Annotated in this window: 14 protein-coding genes and 1 pseudogene; 11 read left to right on the top strand and 4 right to left on the bottom strand. The window is 66.7% G+C overall.

From position 1 onward, the window contains the following. Positions 1–122 precede the first annotated feature (122 nt). The gene (locus ACJ7Z0_RS15280; protein ID WP_434790493.1) at positions 123–2,408 is read left to right on the top strand and encodes a PhoX family protein; all 2,286 of its coding nucleotides are present in this window, start codon (positions 123–125) and stop codon (positions 2,406–2,408) included. 58 nt (positions 2,409–2,466) lie between these two features. Here the strand turns inward: ACJ7Z0_RS15280 and ACJ7Z0_RS15275 are convergent, their stop codons facing one another. Further along, complete coding sequence (locus tag ACJ7Z0_RS15275; protein ID WP_431126489.1) at positions 2,467–2,931, bottom strand: Lrp/AsnC family transcriptional regulator; 465 nt, start codon at positions 2,929–2,931, stop codon at positions 2,467–2,469. Positions 2,932–3,036: 105 nt separating this feature from the next. On the opposite strand from ACJ7Z0_RS15275, the gene mdeB reads away from it, so the two are divergent. Beyond that, entirely contained in the window at positions 3,037–5,697 is a 2,661-nt protein-coding gene (mdeB, locus tag ACJ7Z0_RS15270; RefSeq protein ID WP_434790492.1) for an alpha-ketoglutarate dehydrogenase, read from the top strand. Between the two features lie 53 nt (positions 5,698–5,750). Here mdeB and ACJ7Z0_RS15265 read toward each other — a convergent pair whose 3' ends face one another. Further along, the gene (locus ACJ7Z0_RS15265; RefSeq protein WP_434790491.1) at positions 5,751–6,233 is read right to left on the bottom strand and encodes a DUF2846 domain-containing protein; all 483 of its coding nucleotides are present in this window, start codon (positions 6,231–6,233) and stop codon (positions 5,751–5,753) included. Positions 6,234–6,570: 337 nt separating this feature from the next. On the opposite strand from ACJ7Z0_RS15265, the gene ACJ7Z0_RS15260 reads away from it, so the two are divergent. The 9 genes and pseudogenes from ACJ7Z0_RS15260 to ACJ7Z0_RS15220 all read left to right on the top strand — a co-directional run bounded on the left by ACJ7Z0_RS15260 (position 6,571) and on the right by ACJ7Z0_RS15220 (position 15,555). Further along, the gene (locus ACJ7Z0_RS15260; protein ID WP_434790490.1) at positions 6,571–7,347 is read left to right on the top strand and encodes a FadR/GntR family transcriptional regulator; all 777 of its coding nucleotides are present in this window, start codon (positions 6,571–6,573) and stop codon (positions 7,345–7,347) included. Between the two features lie 144 nt (positions 7,348–7,491). Beyond that, complete coding sequence (locus ACJ7Z0_RS15255) at positions 7,492–8,823, top strand: MFS transporter (RefSeq protein WP_434790489.1); 1,332 nt, start codon at positions 7,492–7,494, stop codon at positions 8,821–8,823. A gap of 10 nt (positions 8,824–8,833) precedes the next feature. Next, positions 8,834–9,763, top strand: a pseudogene (gene ltnD / locus ACJ7Z0_RS15250) (L-threonate dehydrogenase); the annotation flags it as partial. Between the two features lie 21 nt (positions 9,764–9,784). Then, a complete protein-coding gene (gene denD, locus ACJ7Z0_RS15245; RefSeq protein ID WP_434790488.1) occupies positions 9,785–10,801 on the top strand; it encodes a D-erythronate dehydrogenase in 1,017 nt (338 codons plus the stop codon). Between the two features lie 3 nt (positions 10,802–10,804). Beyond that, the gene (otnK, locus tag ACJ7Z0_RS15240; RefSeq protein WP_434790487.1) at positions 10,805–12,076 is read left to right on the top strand and encodes a 3-oxo-tetronate kinase; all 1,272 of its coding nucleotides are present in this window, start codon (positions 10,805–10,807) and stop codon (positions 12,074–12,076) included. A gap of 316 nt (positions 12,077–12,392) precedes the next feature. After that, positions 12,393–13,061, top strand: a complete 669-nt coding sequence (locus ACJ7Z0_RS15235; RefSeq protein ID WP_434790486.1) for a class II aldolase/adducin family protein — start codon at positions 12,393–12,395, stop codon at positions 13,059–13,061. Positions 13,062–13,079: 18 nt separating this feature from the next. After that, positions 13,080–13,898, top strand: coding sequence for a 2-oxo-tetronate isomerase (otnI, locus tag ACJ7Z0_RS15230; protein ID WP_434790485.1), 819 nt, complete (start codon positions 13,080–13,082; stop codon positions 13,896–13,898). Beyond that, the gene (locus ACJ7Z0_RS15225; RefSeq protein ID WP_434790484.1) at positions 13,895–15,091 is read left to right on the top strand and encodes an amidohydrolase family protein; all 1,197 of its coding nucleotides are present in this window, start codon (positions 13,895–13,897) and stop codon (positions 15,089–15,091) included. Before otnI ends, ACJ7Z0_RS15225 begins: the two co-directional genes overlap by 4 nt. After that, positions 15,088–15,555, top strand: coding sequence for a RidA family protein (locus tag ACJ7Z0_RS15220; RefSeq protein WP_055807648.1), 468 nt, complete (start codon positions 15,088–15,090; stop codon positions 15,553–15,555). The genes ACJ7Z0_RS15225 and ACJ7Z0_RS15220 overlap by 4 nt, the downstream gene beginning before the upstream one ends. Here the strand turns inward: ACJ7Z0_RS15220 and ACJ7Z0_RS15215 are convergent. Together ACJ7Z0_RS15215 and ACJ7Z0_RS15210 are read right to left on the bottom strand one after the other, a co-directional pair. Continuing rightward, positions 15,548–16,201, bottom strand: a complete 654-nt coding sequence (locus ACJ7Z0_RS15215) for a TetR family transcriptional regulator C-terminal domain-containing protein (protein WP_434790483.1) — start codon at positions 16,199–16,201, stop codon at positions 15,548–15,550. The genes ACJ7Z0_RS15220 and ACJ7Z0_RS15215 overlap by 8 nt on opposite strands. Next, positions 16,198–17,169 (bottom strand): PDR/VanB family oxidoreductase, encoded by a 972-nt coding sequence (locus ACJ7Z0_RS15210; protein ID WP_434790482.1) that lies wholly within the window; start codon positions 17,167–17,169, stop codon positions 16,198–16,200. The genes ACJ7Z0_RS15215 and ACJ7Z0_RS15210 overlap by 4 nt, the downstream gene beginning before the upstream one ends. Positions 17,170–17,179 lie beyond the last annotated feature (10 nt).

Raw genomic sequence — 17,179 nt, 5'->3', positions numbered from 1 at the left:
AAAGTCGCGAAGACTGGGGGCGAGCTACTTCTGACTGGAAGCTGAGCGTTTCACGCGGATGTCATGCCAAGTGCCTAACTTCGCGGGTTGATTTCCTTTTCAACCCACGAAAGCAATTGCGCATGACCGCAAACACCCGTACCGACGCCAACGGCATCGATCTCGACGACGTCGGCACCAACCCCACTTCGAATCCGTCCTTCACCGACCTGATTGCTTCGCGCCTGAGCCGCCGCCATCTGTTCGGCCTGGGCGTTGGCACCGCCAGTACCGCGCTGCTGCAGGCGTGCGGTGGAGGCGGCGGCGGTGGCGGCGTGGCTTTTCCGATCATTCCGCCCGCACCGGCGCCCGCTCCCGCACCGGCACCGGCACCAGCTCCTTCGCCGGCACCCGCATCGGCCAAGCTGGGCTTCAATGCCGTGGCCAAGAGCCTGGCCGACGTGGTCACCGTGCCCGCCGGCTACACCGCCAGCGTGCTCTATCGCCTGGGCGACCCGATCGCCTCGGGCGTGGCCGCCTACAAGAACGACGGCACCGACGATCCGGCCACCTACGACCGCCGCGCCGGGGACCACCACGACGGCATGACCTTCTTCGGCATGAATGCCTCGAACAAATGGGACGCCGCCAACGCGTCGCGCGGCCTGCTCGTGATGAACCACGAAGCCATCACGCCGCTGTTCCTGCATCCCACCGGCCAGACCATCACCGGCAGCGGCACCGCGGCAGTCCGCACCGTCGCCGATGAAGTGCTGCGCGAGTTCTACCTGCACGGCGTGAGCGTGATCGAGGTCAACAAGAACGGCAGCGCCTGGAGCTACAAGCAGGATTCGAGCTTCAACCGCCGTGTCCACACGCTGACCGAGATGAGCTTCTCGGGTCCGGCCGCCAAGACCGACTACCTGAAGACCAAGTACTCGACCGACGGCAGCAAGACCCGCGGCACGCTCAACAACTGCGCCAACGGCACCACGCCCTGGGGCACCTATCTGACCTGCGAAGAAAACTGGGCCGGCTACTTCCGCCGCATCACGGCGACCGACGACGCCCAGCGAAGTGCCAAGGAACTGGCCTCCTTCAAGCGATACGGCATCGGCGCGAAAAACAGCAGTGGCGTCGACACCGGCACCGGCCGCGAACTGTGGGCGACGGTGACGCCCGACACTGCCGACAATCTCTATGGCCGCTGGAACACCGAAGTCCTCGGCGCCACCGCGACCGACGACTACCGCAACGGTTCCAACACCTACGGCTGGGTGGTCGAGATCGACCCGTTCGCTCCCACCAGCACGCCCAAGAAGCGCACCGCGCTCGGCCGCTTCGGCCATGAAGGCGCCTGCCTCGGCCCCGTCGTCGTCGGCAAGCCCCTCGTCTGGTACATGGGCGACGACTCGCAGAATGAATACCTCTACAAGTTCGTCTCCACCAAGGCCTGGGACGCGGCCGACATCGGCGGCGGCATTGCGGCCGGCGACAAGTACATGGACGACGGCAAGCTCTACGTCGCCAAGTTCAAGGCCGACGGCACCGGCGACTGGCTCGAGCTCTCCCTCGGCGTGAACGGCATCACCTCCGGCAACGCGGCCTATTCCTTTGCCGATGCGGCCGACGTCGTGATCAATGCGCGCCTCGCGGCCGATGTTGCCGGCGCGACCAAGATGGACCGCCCCGAGTGGACCGCCGTCAACCCGAAGAACGGCGAGGTGTACCTCACCCTCACCAACAACGCCGCGCGCACCATCAGCACGACCGATGCCGCCAACCCGCGCTATTACAACGACCCCAAGGGCGTGGCCCAGACGGCGCAAACGGGCAACCCGAACGGCCACGTCGTTCGCTTTGCCGATGCCGGCGGCAACCCCGCGGCCGTCAGCTTCAACTGGGACGTCTATCTGTTCGGTGCACGCTCGACGGCATCGGCCGACGTCAACCTGTCCAACCTGGTTGCCGACAACGACTTCTCCAGCCCCGACGGCATGTGGTTCAGCCATGCGACCGCCGGCCTGCTGTGGCTGCAGACCGACGATGGCAAGTACACCGACGTGACCAACTGCATGATGCTCGCGGCACTGCCGGGCCAGGTGGGAGACGGCGCGGCGAAGACGATCACCAACGTCGACGGCGCCACCACCGCCACGCAGGCCACCTTCGTCGGCAAGGCACCCGGCACCGACGGCCTGCGCCGCTTCCTGGTCGGCCCGTCCGACTGCGAAATTACCGGCATTGCTGAATCGGGCGACGGCCGCGCGCTGTTCGTGAACATCCAGCATCCCGGAGAGACCACGGCGCGCGCCAACATCTCCGACCCGACGAAGTTCGGCAGCCACTGGCCGCAGGGCGGCACGGCACGCCCGCGCTCGGCGACCGTGGTCATCACGAAGGACGACGGCGGCTTGATCGGCCTCTGACCGATTGCGCTGATTCGCTGATTGATACCCCAGGTTGTGCGCAGCCTGGGGTAGCGCCCTACCGGGGCAACGGCAGCGCCGTCTTGTACCTGACCTGCTTGAGCGCAAAGCTCGAGCGGATCTTCTCGATGCCCGGAATCGGCGTGAGCTGTTCCAGGATGAATTTTTCCAGTGACGCCATGTCGGCGACTGCGATGCGGATCAGGTAGTCGCTGTCGCCCGTCATCAGGTAGCACTCCATCACTTCGTCGTGCTCGGCAATGCGCTGTTCGAAATCGGCGAGCGACTGCTTGCTTTGCGTCGTGAGGCTGATCGAGATGAACACGTTGAGTCCCAAGCCCAGCGCCTTCGCGCTCGCAAGCGCCACATAACGGTCGATCACGCCATTCGCCTCGAGCATCTTCACGCGCGCGAGGCAGGGCGAGGGCGAGAGGTGCACGCGGCGCGCCAGCTCCACGTTCGACAGCGCGCCGTCGCGCTGCAGCTCGTCGAGAATGCGCAGGTCGATGGCATCGAGTTGCATGAAATGCCGTGAAATCTAGAGTGGCCGGAATTTTATGCTGCGAAGACCGCATGGGATTGCCCGTACCGGTAGCTAATTTGCTGCACGGCGGCTTAAAGTGCCGGCATGAACGCCCCGATTTCCACCGACCAGATGCGTGCGCTGCTGATCGACACGCCGCTCTCGCACGACCCCGACCCCGCCGAGACCGCTGAATGGCGCGATGCCTTCCTGGCGCTGGCGCAAACGCATGGCCCCCAACGCGCACGGCAGATGCTGGTGGAGCTTGCCCGGCTCGCGCGGCAACAACGCATCGGCTGGCAGCCCGAGCTCGCCACGCCCTACGTCAACACCATTGCGGTGGAAGACCAGCCGCCGTTTCCCGGCGACCTGGCCATCGAGGAACGCCTGGCTTCGCTCATGCGCTGGAATGCGCTCGCAATGGTGGCCAAGGCCAACCAGGCGTATGGCGAACTCGGCGGCCACATCGCGAGCTATGCGAGCGCCGCCGATCTGTTCGAGACCGGCTTCAACCACTTCTTCCACGCGCGCAGCGAACAGCACCGCGGTGACCTTGTCTTCTTTCAGCCGCACAGCGCGCCGGGGGTCTATGCCCGCGCCTACCTCGAAGGCCGCCTCGGCGAAGAAGACCTGAAGCACTATAGGCAGGAACTGACCGCGCCCGCCTTCACCGAAGGCAGCGGTGCGCGCGGCCTTAGCAGCTATCCGCATCCGTACCTGATGCCGGACTTCTGGCAGTTTCCGACAGGGTCGATGGGCATTGGCCCCATCAGCTCGATCTATCACGCGCGCTTCATGCGCTACCTCACGCACCGCAACCTGCTCGACTGCGAGGGTCGCAAAGTGTGGGGCGTGTTCGGCGACGGCGAGATGGATGAGCCCGAATCGATGAGCGCCCTGACGCTGGCCGCGCGCGAAAAACTCGACAACCTCGTGTGGGTGGTCAACTGCAACCTGCAGCGCCTGGACGGCCCGGTGCGCGGCAACGGCCGCATCATCGACGAGCTCGAGAAACTCTTTGCCGGCGCGGGCTGGAACGTCGTCAAGCTGGTCTGGGGCAGCGACTGGGACGGCCTGTTCGCGCAGGACGCGAGCGGTGCGCTGGCACGCGTGTTCGCCGAAACCGTCGACGGCCAGATGCAGACCTTCGCGGCCAAGGACGGCCGCTTCAACCGCGACAACTTCTTCGGCCAGAACCCCGAACTCGCGCGCCTGGCCGAAGGCATGACCGACGAGCAGATCGACCGCCTGAAGCGCGGCGGCCACGACCTCGTGAAGATCCATGCGGCCTACGCCGCCGCGGCCGCGCACAAGGGCCAGCCCACCGTGATCCTCGCCCACACCAAGAAGGGCTACGGCATGGGCAGCGCCGCGCAGGGCAAGATGACCACGCACTCGCACAAGAAGATGGGCGACGTCGACCTCATCGAGTTTCGCGACCGCTTCAACCTGCCGCTGACCGACGCGCAGGCGGTAGCGATGGACTTTTACCGCCCGCCCGAAGACAGCGCCGAGATGCAGTACCTGCGGAGCCACCGCGCCGCGCTCGGCGGCGCCATGCCGCGCCGCGAGACCGCGTGCGAGGTGGTGCCCAAGCCCGACATCGCGAGCTACGCCCAGTTCGCGACAGCGGCAGCCGGCAAGGAAATGAGCACCACCATGGCCTTCGTGCGCATGCTGGGCAACCTCATGAAAGACAAGGCGCTGGGCCCGCGCATCGTGCCCATCGTGGCCGACGAGGCGCGCACCTTCGGCATGGCCAACCTGTTCAAGCAGGTCGGCATCTATTCGAGCGTGGGCCAGCGCTATGCGCCCGAAGACATCGGCTCCGTGCTGAGCTACCGCGAAGCCACCGACGGCCAGATTCTGGAAGAGGGCATCAGCGAAGCCGGCGCCATTGCCAGCTGGACGGCCGCGGCCACCAGCTACAGCGTGCATGGCCTGGCGATGCTGCCCTTCTACATCTACTACTCGATGTTCGGCTTCCAGCGCGTGGGCGATGCCATCTGGGCCGCGGCCGACCAGCGCGCGCGGGGCTTCCTTTTGGGCGCCACCTCGGGCCGCACCACCCTCGGCGGCGAAGGCCTGCAGCACCAGGACGGCAGCAGCCACCTCGTGGCCGCGACCATTCCCAACTGCAAGGCCTACGACCCCGCCTTTGCGGGCGAGATGGCGGTGATCGTCGATGCCGGCATCCGCGAAATGATGGTCGAGCAGAAGGACGTGTTTTATTACGTCACGCTCATGAACGAGAACTACGCGCAGCCCGACGTGCCGCAAGGCGCGGAGGCGGACATCCTGCGCGGGTGCTACCGCTTCGGCGTGCATGGTCCAGCCTCTGGCAAGGCGAAGAAGAAGGTCACGCTCATGGGATCGGGCGCGATCCTCACCGAGGTGGTCAAGGCGGCGCAACTGCTGACCGACGAAGGCATCGAGGCCGAGGTGTTCAGCGTCACGAGCTGGAGCGAACTCGCGCGCGACGGCCTGGCTTGCGAGCAGCGGGCGCTGGCGGGCGAGAAGGAAGCCGGCGTGCCGTTCATCGCAAGGCAGCTCGGCGCCGGCGCGGGACCGATCGTCGCCGCCACCGACTACGTGCGCGCCGTGCCCGAGAGCGTGCGCGCATTCTTGCCCGAAGGCCGCCGCTACCTCACGCTGGGCACCGACGGGTTCGGGCGCAGCGACACGCGCGCGGCGCTGCGCAAGTTCTTCGGGGTGGATGCGGCGAGCATTGCGGGGGCGGCGCGGCATTCGCTGCAGATAACCTGAGTCGCGTTCGGTAGCCTAGCCAGAGAGTAGCTTGGCTACCGAACTTGCTTGCCTTACTTGTCAGTTTTGATAATCGTGCCGACCTGCAGCTTCTTCACTTGGTACTTGCCTTGGACGTCATCGATTTTGCTCACGCTGTTGCGAGCCATGATGATGCCCATTGAAGGTTCTTGCTGTATGTAGATGATGTCGCCGCTGGTGGCAGTGATCTGCGTGTCAGCCCAGTTCTCCGCCTTGGAGTAAATCTTGTGAGTACCCGGCGTGACGTTGAAATAGATGTACTGACTTGAGCGGGTGTGACCCATCTCTGAAGTGGCTTCTTGATCGTCCACGAAGACATTGAATCGAACCAGGCCACCTACTCCGGAAGGCCGTACGACATAAACAATTGCTTTTCCAGGCTCTGGCATTTTGGGGAGCTGAAAGGACGCAGTTTCAGCCTTCATTGCTTCTGGCGAAGGCAGGCTGGCACACCCAGAGAGAACTGCAAGTGCCGCTGCCAGCACGAGCGATGAGATCGAAGAATTGATTTTCATGAGAAGTAAAAATTGGGGGAGTGATAAGTAATCGCCAACTGCAGGTGAGAACGATTTAAGTCAAATGATGTTGCTCCTCCGGTTGGCGTGCTTTTTTATAGTGATCGCATGCCTCGTAATCGGGGGCACATGCGCGCGGATCGGATTTTCTCGTTACATGTGGGCGCCGGAGGTCAAAATGCGAAAGGCCCGCACAGATTGAGGCTGAAAGCGCCAGATTTCTCACAGCTCCAGCGTGCCGCGCTACAACACCTGTCGGCATTGGGTAGTTCTTAAGTTCCAGAGATTCGCCGCACGTGCCTGCGTTAGAGTCGCAGCCCGACCGACACCCGAGCTCATGACCGCACGTTTCCAATCCGTTGCTCCCACCGTTCGCCTTGCCGACCAGGTGGCCGACGCGCTGGCCGCCGAGGTGCGCAGCGGGCGCCTGTCGGAGGGCGACCGGCTGCCGACCGAGGCTGCGCTGGCCGAGCAATTCGGCGTGAGCCGCACCGTGGTGCGCGAGGCGGTCTCGCGGCTCAAGTCGCTGGGGCTGCTCGATTCGCGCCAGGGCAGCGGCGTGTACGTGCGCGCCGCCGGTGTCGAGCCGCTGCGCTTCGAGATGCCGCACGTGGCCTCGCGCGAAGCGGTGATCCAGATGGTGGAACTGCGCCGCGCGCTCGAAGCCGAGGTGGCTGCGCTGGCGGCCGAGCGGCGCACTCCCGAAGACGTGCAGCGCATCCGTGAAGCCATCGAGGCGCTGCACGCCGCGGTGGCGGCCGGTGGCAACGGGGCGGACGAAGACGTGCGCTTTCACCGCGCCATTGCCGAGGCGGCGCGCAATCCGTTCCTGATCGGCACGCTGCAGTACCTGCGGCAATTCCTGCACGGCGCCACGCGGGTCACGCGCGCCAACGAGGCGCGCCGGGCCGACTTTGCGCGCGAGGTGGCGCAAGAGCACGCGCAGATCGTCGAGGCCATCGAGGCCGGCGACCCGCTGCGCGCCCGCGAGGCCGCCAAGTCCCACATGGACAACGCCATCCGGCGCATCGAACAGGCCGACCCCGCCTTCTGGCAGCAGGAAGGCGCACAGCTCGCGCGGCCGCTGGTCGAAGGCTGGCCCGTGGGCAAGTAGGGAAAAAGAAACGAGGTGTAGCTTGCGGGTTTACCCGGATCGGGCAAGCCGCATCAGATTTGTATGATGACCTGACAAATAAGAGACGGGCTCATCGCATGGGCAATCCGCACGGCTCAGTTCCTCATTCCAATGGACCTCCCAATGACTTCAACACTCCAGGCGCCTCTGGTCGCCACTGCAGGCGGCATGCAGGCCGACGTCGCGCTCGAGAAGCGCGCCTACGCCAAAGTGTTCTGGCGCCTCGTTCCTTTTCTGATGCTCTGCTACGTGGTCGCGTACCTCGATCGCGTGAACGTGGGCTTTGCCAAGCTCCAGATGGGGCAGGACCTGGGCTTCAGCGAAACCGTGTTCGGCCTGGGCGCGGGCATCTTCTTTCTCGGCTACTTTTTGTTCGAGGTGCCGAGCAACCTGCTGCTCAACCGAGTCGGCGCGCGCATCTGGATCGCGCGAATCATGATCACCTGGGGCGTGCTGTCGGCCTGCTTCGTTTTCGTGGAAACGTCGACCAGCTTCTACATCCTGCGATTTCTGCTCGGCGTGGCGGAGGCAGGCTTCTACCCGGGCGTGATCCTGTACCTGACCCATTGGTATCCGGCCCACCGGCGCGCACGGATCATCGCGGTCTTCATGTCGGCCATTCCGGTCGCGGGTATCTTCGGCAATCCGCTTTCGGGCTGGATCATGGATGCCTTCCACGGCGTGTCGTCGATGCAGGGCTGGCAGTGGATGTTCATCATCGAAGCCATTCCGGCCGTGATCGTGGGCGTGATGGTGCTGCTCTACCTGGACAACGGCATCCAGCATGCGCGCTGGCTCGACCCTGACGAAAAGCGCCTGCTGCAGCGCGAGGTCGAGCGCGACCAGGCGCACGGCGCAAAAGGCCCGCACTCGGTGGCCGCAGTGTTCCGCGATGCGCGCGTGTGGTGGATGGCGCTGATCTACTTCGCCTTCGTGATGGGCCAATATGCGCTGACTTTCTGGCTGCCCACGCTGGTCAAGGCCACGGGCGTGAAGGGCAACCTGCACATCGGCCTCCTGAGCGCCATTCCGTTCATCTGCGCGATCGTCGCGATGAATCTTTTCGGCCGCAGCGCCGACCGCCGGCAGGAGCGCCGCTGGCACCTGATCGTGCCGGCGCTCATGGGTGCCATCGGGTTCACCGTCGCCGCCTCGTACACGCAGAACACCGTCGTGTCGCTCGCGTTTCTCTCGCTCGCCGCCGCCGGTGTGCTCACCTGCGCGCCGCTCTTCTGGTCGCTGCCCACCGCCTTTCTTTCGGGCACGGCGGCGGCGGCCGGTATTGCGGCCATCAACTCGGTGGGTAACCTTGCGGGGTTTGCCAGCCCCTACCTCATCGGCTACCTGAAGGACCTCACGGGCAGCACGCAGATCGGCATGTACGTGCTGGCCGCCGCGCTGGTGCTCGGAGCCATCGGCGTGTGGCTCACGCCCAAGCAACTCGTCAACCGTTGACCGGAGAACCCACACCATGAACACCCAGATCAACACCCCCGTCGTCGGCGTCGTCGGCCTTGGCGCCATGGGCAGCGGCATGGCGCGATCGCTGCGCCGCGCGGGCCACGTGCCCCGCGTCTTCGACGTTCGCCCCGAAGCGGCCCAGGCCTTCGCGCGCGACGGCGGCGTGGCCTGCGACACGCTGGCCGCGCTCGGCGCGCAATGCGACATCGTGGTTTCCGTGGTCGTCAACGCGGCGCAGACCGAGTCGGTGCTGTTCGGCGACGGCACCACGCCAGGCTGCGCGGCGTCGATGAAGCCCGGCAGCCTGTTCGCGATGTGCTCCACCGTGGATCCGAACTGGTCGATCGCGCTGGAAGCGCGGCTGGCCGAACAGGGCATCCTGTACCTCGACGCCCCGATTTCCGGCGGTGCCGCCAAGGCCGCGAGCGGCCAGATGACGATGATGACCGCCGGCACGCCTGCCGCCTACGAAAAGGCCGGCGCCGTGCTCGACGCCATGGCGGCCAAGGTTTATCGTCTCGGGGACCGCGCGGGGGCGGGCAGCAAGGTCAAGGTTATCAACCAGCTGCTGGCCGGCGTGCACATCGCCGCCGCGGCCGAGGCCATGGCGCTGGGCCTGCGCGAAGGCGTCGACCCGGCCGCGCTGTACGAAGTCATCACCCACAGCGCGGGCAACAGCTGGATGTTCGAGAACCGCATGGCGCACGTGCTGGCGGGCGACTACACGCCGCTCTCGGCCGTCGACATCTTCGTGAAGGACCTGGGCCTGGTGCTCGACGTGGCGCGCGCCAGCAAGTTTCCGCTGCCGCTCTCGTCCACCGCGCACCAGATGTTCATGCAGGCGTCCACGGCCGGCTTTGCGCGCGAGGACGACAGCGCGGTCATCAAGATTTTTCCCGGCATCGAGCTGCCGGCCGCCGACAAGAAAGCCTGAAGAAGAAGGAAGACGAGCACCATGAACATTCTGATCACCGGCGGCTGCGGTTTCGTCGGAGCGCGGCTGGCCCGCACGCTGCTGGCGGGTGGGCCGCTGGCACTGGCCGGCGGCGTTGCCGAACCCCTCTCGCGCATTACGCTGGCCGACCGTGTGCCGCCGCCCGCCGACCTTGCCGCCGATGCCCGCGTGCAGTTCGTGCAGGGTGACCTGTACGAGCAGGCCACCAGCGGCGCACTGCCGCTGGCCGATACCCAAGCCGTATTCCACCTTGCCGCGGCCGTGAGCGGCGAATGCGAGGCCGACTTCGATCTCGGCATGCGCAGCAATCTCGACACCACGCGCGCGCTGCTCGACGCCTGCCGCCGCGCGGGCCATGCGCCGGTGTTCGTGTTCTCCAGCTCGGTCGCTGTCTTCGGCGATTCGCCGGAGCAGCGGCTGCCGGCGGTGATCGAAGACACCACGCTGCCGACGCCGCAGAACAGCTACGGCATCCAGAAGTTCATCGGCGAGCAGCTCGTGGCCGACTTCACGCGCAAGGGCTTCGTGCAGGGCCGCAACGTGCGGCTCATGACGGTCTCGGTACGGCCGGGCCGGCCCAACGGTGCAGCCTCCAGCTTTTTGAGCGGCATGCTGCGCGAGCCGCTGGCCGGCGAACGTGCGCGCTGCCCCGTGTCGCCCGATACGGCGGTCGCCCTCGCGTCGCCCGGCAACACCGTCGCCGGCATCGTCCGCGCGGCCACCGCCAGTGCCGCCGAATGGGGCGCGCGCACGGCCGTCAACCTGCCCGCCCTGACCACCACCGTGCGCGAAATGGCAGAGGCGCTCGAACGCATCGCGGGCCGCGACGCCACCGGGCTGATCGACTGGGAGCCCGATGCCGGCATCGCGAAGATCGTGACCAGCTGGCCTAGCCGCATTCATGCGGCCCGCGCCGAGTCGCTGGGCCTCCAGGCCGATGCGAGCTTCGACGCCATCCTGCGCGACTATGTGCGCGAGAACCCGCAGGCCGTGAAACTGCCTGTCGCGAAGGACTGAGCCATGGCAAAACTATTGCTGGGCTGCATTGCCGACGATTTCACCGGCGCCACCGACCTTGCCAACAACCTCGTGCGCGCCGGCATGCGCGTGGTGCAGGCCATTGGCGTGCCCGAGGGTCCGCTCGACGCCGACGTGGATGCCGTCGTCGTCGCGCTCAAGTCGCGCACCATCACACCGGCCGAGGCCATTGCGCAATCGCTCGACGCGCTGCGCTGGCTGCAGGCCCAAGGCGCGCAACAGATCTACTTCAAGTACTGCTCCACCTTCGACAGCACGCCGCAGGGCAACATCGGTCCGGTGACCGAGGCGCTGATGGAAGCGCTCCACTGCGACTTCACCATTGCCACGCCAGCCTTCCCTGACAACAAGCGCACCGTGTTCAAGGGCTACCTGTTCGCGGGCGACGTGCTGCTGAGCGAGAGCGGCATGCAGAACCATCCGCTCACGCCGATGACCGACCCGAACCTCGTGCGCGTGCTGCAGGCGCAGTGCCGGCGCAAGGTCGGGCTCATCGACCATGCGGTGGTGGCACGCGGCGCGGCGGCCATTTCGGAGCGGATCGAACAGCTGAAGGGCGAGGGTGTGTCGGTCGCCATCGTCGATGCGGTGTCGAACGACGATCTGCTGCGGCTCGGCCCGGCGATTGCGAAGATGCCGCTGGTCACGGCCGGCTCGGGCGTGGCCATCGGGCTGCCGGCCAACTTCGGCCTTGCGCCGTCGTCGCAGGCCAGCGCGTTGCCGGCCGCGGGTGGGTTGTGCGCCGTGGTCTCGGGCAGCTGCTCGCTCGCGACCAACCGGCAGGTGCTGGACTTTATCCAGCGCGGCGGCGCGGCGCTGGCCGTCGATCCGTTGCGCATTGCCGCGGGCGTGGATGTCGCGGCCGAGGCGCTGGCCTGGGCCGCGCCGCTTGTCGAGAAGCAACCGGTGCTGGTCTATTCCACGGCAGAGGCCGGTGCCGTCAAGTCGGTGCAAGGCCGGCTCGGCGTCGAGGAAGCCGGCGCCATGGTCGAGCGCACCATCGCCGCTATTGCGCGCGGCCTGGTCGAGCGCGGCGTGCGCCAGCTCGTGGTGGCGGGCGGCGAAACCTCAGGCGCCTGCGTGCAGGCGCTGGGCATTGCGCAGATGCAGATCGGTCCGCAGATCGACCCCGGCGTGCCGTGGTGCCATGCGCGTACCGACGTGGCAGAAGGCACGCCCGTGCACATCGCGCTCAAGTCCGGCAACTTTGGGGGGGATGATTTCTTCACCAAGGCATTTACAGTGCTGGCATGACGTTCAACCTCAGCGTTCGAGCACGTTCGTGGCGCGCTCCCGCCGACGGGGTACCTTGCTCCGCGAATGTCCCGCGCCCTTCGGGCTCCTCCTTTATTTCGCTGCGCAAGGCACCCCGCCAGCGGGAGCGTTGGGCAGTGCGGCGATTGATCCAGCGGAACAAGCGCAGCGTCCAGTGTGCACAGGGCGCCGGGTGCTCCCCGCAGCGAAATAAAGGAGGAGCCGAAGGCGGGGGACATTCGCGGAGGGGAGTACCCGGTGGCCTGTGCACGCGCCCTGAACAGCACAACAAACACAGCGCGCGTGGAAAACTGACATGACAGAAACCCAAGCCCGCGAAGAAATCTGCCGCGTCGGCCGCAGCCTGTTCGAACGCGGCTACGTGCATGCGACGGCGGGCAACATCAGCGTTCGGGTCGATGACGGTTTTCTCATCACGCCGACCGACGCCTGCCTCGGCTTTCTCGACCCGGCGCGCCTGGCCAAGCTCGACACGCAAGGCAACCAGACCGGCGGCGACCGGGCGAGCAAGACCATCGCCCTGCACACGCGCATCTACGCCGCTGCGCGCAGGTTCGATGCCGGCACGGCCTGCGTGATCCACACGCACAGCACGCATTGCGTCGCACTCACGCTGAACGCACCGGGCGACGACGAACTGCTGCCCGCGCTCACGCCGTATTTCGTGATGAAGGTCGGCCATGTGCCGATCATTCCGTACCACCGCCCGGGCGCACCCGAAGCGGCCGAGCTGGTGGCACAGGCCATCGAGCGCCACGGTGCCGCCGGCACGCCGATCCGCGCCGTGATGCTCGAACGCCTCGGCCCCAACGTCTGGCACGAGAGCCCGGCCGCCGCCATGGCCGTGCTCGAGGAACTCGAAGAAACCGCCAAGCTCCATCTGCTCGCCGGCCCCGCCAAACCCGAGCCGTTGAGCAACGAACAGATCGATGAACTGCGCCGCACTTTCGGTGCGCGCTGGTAGCAAGAGTAAAAACACACCATGCCTCAATTCGCCGCCAACCTCTCGATGCTCTATCCGGAGCTCGATTTCCTCGACCGCTTCGAAGCCGCCGCGAAAGACGGCTTCAAGGCCGTCGAGTATCTTTTTCCCTATCCCTACGAGCGCCGCCAGCTCGCGGCCCGCCTGAAGGACAACGGCCTGCAGCAGGTGCTCTTCAACGCCCCTCCGGGCGACTGGGACCGCGGCGAGCGCGGCCTGGCGTGCCTGCCCGGCCGCGAGACCGAATTCCGCGAAGGCATTGCCAAGGCCATCGACTACGCCGTGGCGCTCGACTGCCCGCGCATCCACGTCATGGCGGGCCTGGTGCCGGAAGGCGTGGAGCGCGAGGCCGTGCAGCCCGTGTACGTGGACAACCTGCGCTGGGCCGCCGCCGAGGCCGCCAAGGCCGGCCGCGACGTGCTGATCGAGCCGATCAACACGCGCGATATCCCGCGCTTCTTTCTCAACCGGCAAGACCATGCGCACGAAATCGTCGACATGGTGGGCGCGCCCAATCTCAAGGTGCAGATGGACCTGTACCACTGCCAGATCGTCGAGGGCGACGTGGCAATGAAGATCCGCAAATACCTGCCCACCGGCCGCGTCGGCCACATCCAGATTGCCGGCGTGCCCGAGCGCCACGAGCCCGACATCGGCGAGCAGAACTACCCGTACCTGTTCGACCTGATCGACGAGGTGTCGGCGCAATGCGGCTGGCAGGGCTGGGTCGGCTGCGAGTACCGCCCCAAGCGCGGCATGGAACCCGGCGGCACTTCGGCCGGCCTGGGCTGGCTGCGGGCATTGCAACAGCGCGCATGAAGCTCGAGGCCGTGCGCATTCCACCGCGGCTGCAAGGTTTTGCCGCGGACGATGCGCAGGTTTTCGACGTCACGCTGGCCGGCGATCGCGTGCAGGCCATCGTGCCGAGCGCATCGCAGGCACAGGCGCGCGGCACCCTGCTGAGCGCACTGGTCGAGGCGCATGCGCACATCGACAAGAACTACACCGTGCAGGAAGTCGGCGCCGCCCAGGGCAACCTGTTCGCGGCCATCGAACGCATGGAAAAGCACCGTGCGGGCTGGACCGGCGAAACGCTGCGCCCGCGCATGGAGCGTGCGCTGCACGAGGCCTGGCAGTCGGGCACGCGGGCGCTGCGCACGCACATCGACTGGGTGCAGGGCGACCCGCCGGCCGCGCTGGCCGTGTTCGAGGCCCTGCGGCATGAGTGGCGCGGCCGCATCGAGTTGCAGTTCGTCTCGCTCACGCCGCTGGACCTGTTCGCCGACCTCGCCGCCGGCGAGCGCATCGCGCGCGAGGTCAAGCGGGCGGGCGGCACGTTGGGTGCCTTCGTCTATCGCAACGAGGGCCTCATGCACAAGCTGGGCCGCGTGTTCGAACTGGCGCAGCACCACGGCCTCGGGCTCGACTTTCATGTCGACGAAGGACTCGATGCCGATGCGAGCGGCCTGCGCAGCATCGCGCAGCTGATGCGTGCGCGCGAATTCCGGCACGGCGTGGTCTGCGGCCACTGCTGCTCGCTGGCCATGCAGGACGACGCGGTGGCCAACGAAACGCTGGCGCTGTGTGCCGGGGCCGGCATCCACATCGTCGCGCTGCCGACCACCAATCTCTATCTTCAGGGCGCCTGGGACCGCACGCCCGTGCCCCGCGGCATCACGCGCATTCACGAAGCGGCGGCACGGGGCTTGCGTGTGAGCCTGGCAACGGACAACGTGCAGGACGCCTTCTATCCCTACGGCAGCTACGACCTTCTGGAGACCTTCGGGCTCGGCGTGCAGATGGCGCATCTCGCGCCCGCGTACGATTGGCTCGACGCCATCACCATTAGTCCCGCAAAGGCGCTGGGGCTCGCGTGGGACGGACGCATCGCGCCGGGCTGCCCCGCGGACCTGGTGCTGCTTGCGGCGACCGGCGAGCATGAACTCATCGGCCCGCGCGGGCGCCAGCGCACCGTGATCCGCGGCGGCCGAATCCTGGAGAAAACACAATGAGCATGGGCAAGCCAATGGCCAACTACGCCGCCGCCAAGCGCGTGGGCGATTTCGTCTTCATGAGCGGCGTGGTGGCGGTCGATCCGGCCACGCGCCGCGCGGTCGCCGGCTACGACGCGATTCCCGAAGAAGCCCGCACGGCCCTGCAGGGCGTGGGCTATGCCACGGGCCAGATGTCGGTCGACATCTTCGAAGCGCCCATCGTCGCGCAGAGCTGGTTCGTGCTCGAACGCATCCGCCAGATCGCGGCCGAGCATGGCGGCACCATGGAAGACGTGGTGAAGCTGGTGCAGTATTTCCGCCACCTGCCGCACTATGCGTTCTACAACCGCGTGCGCGGGCTGTTCTATCCGGGCGAGCCGCCGGTCAGCACGGTGGTCGAGGTGTCGCGCTTCCTGCCGGGCGACGAGGTACTGGTGGAAGTGGAGGCCACCATGTACCTGCCGCAGCACCGGCCTATTTGACCCCTGCGCCCTTGAGCAAAAATTCGGTCACCTGCTCGATCAGGTAGCGCCGGTCCTCGTCGTCGCCCTCTTGGGCCACATTGCGAAAGTAGGCGGCCTGTGTGGCGTGGTCGGCATAGAACTGCGTCACCGCCCAGATGTGGAACAGCACCAGCATCGGGTCGGCCTTGTCCATCAGGCCCTGGTTCATCCAGTTCTGGATCACGGCAGCGGCCTGGTCGGTGTGCTGCTTGCTCGTGTCCATCATGGTGTTGAGCACCGGCGCGCCGCGCATCATCTCGGCGGTGAAGATGCGGGAGCGCAAGGGGTGCTCGAACGAGAACGCCATCTTGCGGCGGATCAGGTCGCCCAGCACCTTGCGCGGACCGAAGGCTTCATCGGCAAAGCCGAACACCACGATCCAGTCGTGGAGGATGTCCTGCAGGATCTGCCGGTAGAGCGCCTCCTTGCTCTCGATGTAGTAGTGCAGCTGCGCCTTCGAGAGCCCGGCCTTGTCGGCAATGGCCTGCGTCGAAGCGCCGGCCAGCCCCTCGCTCGCGAACACTTCGATGGCGGCCTGGTTGATGAGGCCGAGCACCTGGGCGTACTTGCGCGAACGCCCGCGCGTGGGGGGCGCCTCGCCGTCGCTTTCTTCGTCGATGCTCACAGCTGCAGCACCAGTTCCTGGCCTTTGGCGCGCGAGCAGCACAGGGCCACGCGCGTGCGCCGCTCGCTGCCCGTGAGGCAGAAGTCGCGATGCTCCGCGCCTTCGCCGTCGCCCTCGACCACGCAGGTGCCGCACAGCCCCTGCTGGCACGACACCGGAATGTCGATGCCGACTTCATGCAGCGCATCGACGGCGGTCTGGTCGGCCGCCACCGGCACGCGGATGCCGCGCTGCGCGAGCTTGAGCGTGAAGGGCAGGCCCGTCGTGGTGTTGGCGTCGGCCGGTGCGGCGAAGTATTCGGCGTGCAGCGCGTCATCGGGCCAGTGTGCGGCGGCCTCGCGCACGGTTTGCATGAAGCCGCCGGGGCCGCAGACGTACAGGTGGGTGCCGGATGCGCGCTCGGCCAGCAGCGCGCGCAGGTCGATGCGTTGCGAGACGTCGCCCTGGTCGAGGTGCAGCCGCAGATGCGGCGCCAGCGCGGGGTCGCGCAACGCGCCGGCAAAGGCCAGGTGTTCTTCGCTGCGCGCGAACACGCAGAACGTGAAGTCAGCGCCGCGCGCCGCGAGCGCCTGCGCCATCGCCAGCAGCGGCGTCATGCCGATGCCGCCGGCCAGCAGCAGGTGGTGTTTCGCTTCTTCGCGCAGCGGAAAGGTGTTGCGCGGCGCGCTGATAGCCAGCAGGTCGCCTTCGTGCACGCGCTCGTGCATCGAGGCCGAGCCGCCGCGGCTCGCGGCCTCGCGCTTTACGCCGATCACATAAGACGCGGCGTTCGACGGTGCACCCGCAGGCCATCGCGCCAGCGAGTACTGGCGCGAGAAGCCGCCGGGCATGTGCACGTCGATGTGCGCGCCGGCTTCGTAGCCCGGCAGCGTGCGGCCCCACGGATGCGTCAGCTCGAAGGCGAGGATCTCGGGCGTCTGGCGCGAGATGCGTTCGACGCGGACGGTCAGCGTGCGTTCGAGGCTCATGGTGTGTTGT

Origin of the sequence: Variovorax palleresanus (genome assembly GCF_051144945.1) — a bacterium.
Classification (GTDB): domain Bacteria; phylum Pseudomonadota; class Gammaproteobacteria; order Burkholderiales; family Burkholderiaceae_C; genus Variovorax; species Variovorax paradoxus_S.
The sequence above is the reverse complement of the archived record's forward strand: the minus strand, read 5'-3'. Positions and strand labels throughout refer to the sequence as shown.

What these genes read in the sequence shown, in the direction of transcription:
- otnI (WP_434790485.1), top strand. Translation starts at nt 13,080, where the DNA reads ATGCCTCAATTCGCCGCCAACCTCTCGATGCTCTATCCGGAGCTCGAT.
- ACJ7Z0_RS15265 (WP_434790491.1), bottom strand. Translation starts at nt 6,233, where the DNA reads ATGAAAATCAATTCTTCGATCTCATCGCTCGTGCTGGCAGCGGCACTT.
- ACJ7Z0_RS15280 (WP_434790493.1), top strand. Translation starts at nt 123, where the DNA reads ATGACCGCAAACACCCGTACCGACGCCAACGGCATCGATCTCGACGAC.
- otnK (WP_434790487.1), top strand. Translation starts at nt 10,805, where the DNA reads ATGGCAAAACTATTGCTGGGCTGCATTGCCGACGATTTCACCGGCGCC.
- ACJ7Z0_RS15225 (WP_434790484.1), top strand. Translation starts at nt 13,895, where the DNA reads ATGAAGCTCGAGGCCGTGCGCATTCCACCGCGGCTGCAAGGTTTTGCC.
- ACJ7Z0_RS15255 (WP_434790489.1), top strand. Translation starts at nt 7,492, where the DNA reads ATGACTTCAACACTCCAGGCGCCTCTGGTCGCCACTGCAGGCGGCATG.
- mdeB (WP_434790492.1), top strand. Translation starts at nt 3,037, where the DNA reads ATGAACGCCCCGATTTCCACCGACCAGATGCGTGCGCTGCTGATCGAC.
- ACJ7Z0_RS15275 (WP_431126489.1), bottom strand. Translation starts at nt 2,931, where the DNA reads ATGCAACTCGATGCCATCGACCTGCGCATTCTCGACGAGCTGCAGCGC.
- ACJ7Z0_RS15235 (WP_434790486.1), top strand. Translation starts at nt 12,393, where the DNA reads ATGACAGAAACCCAAGCCCGCGAAGAAATCTGCCGCGTCGGCCGCAGC.
- ACJ7Z0_RS15260 (WP_434790490.1), top strand. Translation starts at nt 6,571, where the DNA reads ATGACCGCACGTTTCCAATCCGTTGCTCCCACCGTTCGCCTTGCCGAC.
- ACJ7Z0_RS15220 (WP_055807648.1), top strand. Translation starts at nt 15,088, where the DNA reads ATGAGCATGGGCAAGCCAATGGCCAACTACGCCGCCGCCAAGCGCGTG.
- denD (WP_434790488.1), top strand. Translation starts at nt 9,785, where the DNA reads ATGAACATTCTGATCACCGGCGGCTGCGGTTTCGTCGGAGCGCGGCTG.
- ACJ7Z0_RS15210 (WP_434790482.1), bottom strand. Translation starts at nt 17,169, where the DNA reads ATGAGCCTCGAACGCACGCTGACCGTCCGCGTCGAACGCATCTCGCGC.